Below are 3,319 nucleotides of genomic sequence, written 5' to 3' on the forward strand. Positions count from 1 at the left end.
GAGCGCCGCGAGGTGCTCGTCGCCGATCGAGCCGGCGGCCAGCTTGCCGGCCGCGTCGGCCAGCAGGTCGGCGGCCGGCGTGCCGTCGAACGCGCCCGCGACCGCGGTCAGGGCCGCGGCCCGCTCCTCGTCGACCCGGCCCAGGCCGAGGTTGAGGGCGGCGTCGACGCCCGCCACGAGGTCGTCGGCGTCGGCGACGCCGGAGAGGTCCGCGCCGGTCAGCGCGGCGAGCTGGGTGGCGAGCATCAGCGCACCGCCCCGGTGGCCGGGAACCAGTGCAGCTCGGGCAGCGGTCCGGTCGACTCGGGCAACTCCAGGTACGCCAGGTGGCGCAGGAAGCTGCTGAACACCGTGGCGGCCGGCGCCTTCACGTGGTGCGGCTCGATCGCGTACCGCAGACCGGCGTTCTCCGCCAACTCGACCCGCAGGAAGCGGGCGACCCGGTCCGTGCCGTACTGCAACTCGGCCTCGTCGAGCAGCAGGTCCAGGTGCTTGCACAGGTAGGACCCGGTCAGGCCGCCGCAGGGGCGGTTGTTGTTGGTGCTGCAGCTGACCCCGTGGTCGGCGGCGTTGATCGACGACACGTACACCCGCTCGATGTCGGAGCCGCTGGAGACGACGCCCTGCAGCCGGCCGTCCGCCATCTCGACGAACGGCACCTTGGCCAGTTTTCGGGGTCGCACCGGCGACACAATCCGCACCGTGCTGCGACGCTCCCAGGTGGAGCTGTCCACGCCCATCGACCTCCCGGCTATCGGCGATCCGTGACGCGCACTGTTCTACAGCACCTCACCGACAACCGGGGAAATCGCAGCTCAGCGCCCCTGGAACACCGGCCGCCGCTTCGACACGAACGCCGTGACGGCATCGACGTGGTCGGTGGTGAGCCCGCACTGCCGCTGCGCCTCGGCCTCCCCGACGAGCGCCTCCGCGAGCGTCCCGGACTCCCCGACGAGCAGTTCGAGCTTGATGGCCCCGTAGGCCACGGTCGGCCCGGCCGCGAGCCGCAGCGCGAGCGCCTGCGCGGCGGCCAGCACCTCGTCGTCATCCTCGACGACCGAGGAGAGCAGCCCGAGCCGCAGCGCCTCCGACGACGGCACGGGCTCGGCGAGGAACAGCAACTCGGTCGCCTTGGCGTGACCCACGAGCCGCGGCAGCGACCACGAGACGCCCGTGTCCCCGGCCAGCCCCACCCCGGCGAACGCCATGAGCAGCGACGTCGACTGCCCGCCGACCCGGAAGTCGGCCAGCAGCGCGAGCGACGCCCCCGCCCCGGCGGCCGACCCGCGCACGGCCGCCACGACCGGCTTGGGCAAGGTCGCCAACGCCGTGGCCAGCGGGTTGTAGTGCTCGAGCACCGTGTCGAGCGGATTGACCGAACCCTCGGTGAGGACCTCCACGTGCTCGCGCAGATCCTGACCGACGCAGAAGGCCCGCCCGGCGCCCGCGAGCACCACCGCCCGGCACTCCGGATCCGCCGCGGCCGCCCGCAGCGCCTCCAGCAGCGCCTCCTTCAGCGCGACGTTGAGGGAGTTGAGCGACTCCGGCCGGTTCATGGTCAACGTGGTGACCCCGTCGGCGAACGTCACGAGCAGCGGCGCGTCGGTCACGGCGTACTCACCGGTCCTTCCATGTCTGCGGGTCCAGGCACTGGTCCACGAACCGGTCGGCGGCCGGCCGCAGGCGTGCCTGGTGGCGGTCGAAGAAGGCGGCCGCCGTCGTGCCCGGCCAGCGCGCGGGCAGCAGCACCGCGGGCAGGCCCGGGTCGGAGAACAGGAACGCCCGCCAGGCGTGCACCAGGCGCACGCGGGCCGCGTACGCCTGCACGTCCGCGCTCCGGCTGGTGACCGCCAGGACGGTCGGTCGCAGATCGCGGACGAACTGACCGTACTCCTCACCGATCTTCTTGAGATCCCAGGCCCGTCGGACGAGGTCGAGGGCGCCGGCGGTGCCGCCGTCGCGCACGCCCGTGAACCGTTCGAAGGCCAGGCCGGCGAGCACGGATGACACCTCGGCGGACGGCCGCGGCGACACCCACACGGACCCGTCGAGGCTGCCGTAGCCGAGGAAGCCGAGGGTGGCCGCGACCCGGTGCCGCTCGGTGCGGTCGGTCGGCATGGTGATCACGAGCAGGTCGAACCGCCCGTCCCAGGAGACCGGCCCGACCCGGTAGACGCGGGCGGCCGTGTCGTCGAGGCGGCGCACGGCGCGGGTGGTGAGCTGGTAGCCGGGGCCGCTCGCGAGGCGCCCGGGTTCGAGCCAGCCCTGGCGGACCATGCGGGAGATCGCGGTGCGCACGGCGGGCGCGGAAACGTCCAGCGGAGCGAGAAGGCGGACGATAGCCGCCACCGGGGCACGTCCGCCGCGTTGTCGAAGATAATCGCCATAGACGTCGAACAGTGCTGAGCGCGCCTGCATAGCGGGCTGATTGTGACACGAGCGTGTAACAATTGACAACAGGCGTCACATAGTGGGCGCCCCGGTTTGGGGTCTGGGGTCACTGTCAGGGAAAATCGTTCATTGGCGCGACGCGGCAATGGCTCTCCGCCGTTCGGAGGGCGGCTGTGGCTTCACGGCCGCTCAGCGAGCGGTTGTGGGCCAGGGCCGCTCGCTGACGGAAACCTCTGTCGTCGACCTCGCCCTGCCCGGCTCCCCCGCCGGACGAGCGAAGTCTGCGCCTATATGGGCCACGACGCGAAGAATTCTGAGGGGAGACAACATGGCGGCGATGAAGCCGCGGACCGGCGACGGGCCGCTGGAGGTCACCAAAGAAGGCCGTGGCATCGTCATGCGCGTGCCGTTGGAGGGTGGCGGCCGGCTGGTCGTCGAGATGACGCCGGATGAGGCGACCGCTCTCGGCGAGGCGCTGAAGTCCGCCGTCGGCTGACGCCGGCGAAACCGGTCATTTGGATCCTGATCGCCTTCCGGGTACGAGCCACCGGCGCATCCCCCGGCTCGTACCCGGCGGCGATCATCCGTCTCTGACGACCCGCAGGAGTGCACCGTGCTCGCCATCAGGCTAGGCCCCGCGGACCTCACGGCCGACGTGCTCGCCCTGCCGGTCACCCGCGTCGGTGACACCGCCGCGCTCCTGGACACCGGGCTCGCCCTCCCGGAGCCGCTCCGCGAGGAGATCACCGCGTTCCTCGCGGACGCGGAGCACTCCGGCCGTCCCGGCGTCGTGCACAGCCTGGCCCGCCCCGGTCGTACGCCGCGCCGCCTGCTGCTCGTGGGCATCGGCGACGAGGAGGCACCCACCGGCTCGCGCTGGCGCTCCGCCGGCCCCGCCGCGGCCCGCACCGCCCGCCGCGAGCAGCGC

Annotated in this window: 5 protein-coding genes and 1 pseudogene; 2 read left to right on the top strand and 4 right to left on the bottom strand. The window is 72.7% G+C overall.

Going from position 1 to position 3,319, the window contains the following annotated elements; genetic code table 11:
• From ABD211_RS33320 to ABD211_RS33335, 4 genes and pseudogenes are all read right to left on the bottom strand, one after another.
• Positions 1–246 (bottom strand): annotated as a pseudogene (locus ABD211_RS33320) (hypothetical protein); the annotation flags it as partial.
• Positions 246–740, bottom strand: coding sequence for a hypothetical protein (locus tag ABD211_RS33325; RefSeq protein ID WP_425560594.1), 495 nt, complete (start codon positions 738–740; stop codon positions 246–248). The gene ABD211_RS33325 and the pseudogene ABD211_RS33320, both read right to left, overlap by 1 nt.
• A 75-nt stretch (positions 741–815) precedes the next feature.
• A complete protein-coding gene (locus tag ABD211_RS33330; protein WP_344140547.1) occupies positions 816–1,610 on the bottom strand; it encodes an enoyl-CoA hydratase-related protein in 795 nt (264 codons plus the stop codon).
• A 7-nt stretch (positions 1,611–1,617) separates the two neighbouring features.
• Entirely contained in the window at positions 1,618–2,418 is an 801-nt protein-coding gene (locus tag ABD211_RS33335) for a PaaX family transcriptional regulator (protein WP_344140550.1), read from the bottom strand.
• Positions 2,419–2,719: 301 nt separating this feature from the next.
• Between ABD211_RS33335 and ABD211_RS33340 the strand changes: the two genes are divergently transcribed.
• Together ABD211_RS33340 and ABD211_RS33345 are read left to right on the top strand one after the other, a co-directional pair.
• The gene (locus tag ABD211_RS33340; RefSeq protein WP_203915007.1) at positions 2,720–2,887 is read left to right on the top strand and encodes a DUF3117 domain-containing protein; all 168 of its coding nucleotides are present in this window, start codon (positions 2,720–2,722) and stop codon (positions 2,885–2,887) included.
• A gap of 117 nt (positions 2,888–3,004) precedes the next feature.
• A partial coding sequence (locus ABD211_RS33345) for a M17 family peptidase N-terminal domain-containing protein (protein ID WP_344140552.1) occupies positions 3,005–3,319 on the top strand: 315 nt, incomplete at its 3' end.

It is taken from the genome of Luedemannella flava, assembly GCF_039528515.1.
Classification (GTDB): domain Bacteria; phylum Actinomycetota; class Actinomycetes; order Mycobacteriales; family Micromonosporaceae; genus Luedemannella; species Luedemannella flava.

Coding starts and splice junctions, on each gene's coding strand:
- ABD211_RS33325 (WP_425560594.1), bottom strand. CDS start 740: ATGGGCGTGGACAGCTCCACCTGGGAGCGTCGCAGCACGGTGCGGATT.
- ABD211_RS33335 (WP_344140550.1), bottom strand. CDS start 2,418: ATGCAGGCGCGCTCAGCACTGTTCGACGTCTATGGCGATTATCTTCGA.
- ABD211_RS33340 (WP_203915007.1), top strand. CDS start 2,720: ATGGCGGCGATGAAGCCGCGGACCGGCGACGGGCCGCTGGAGGTCACC.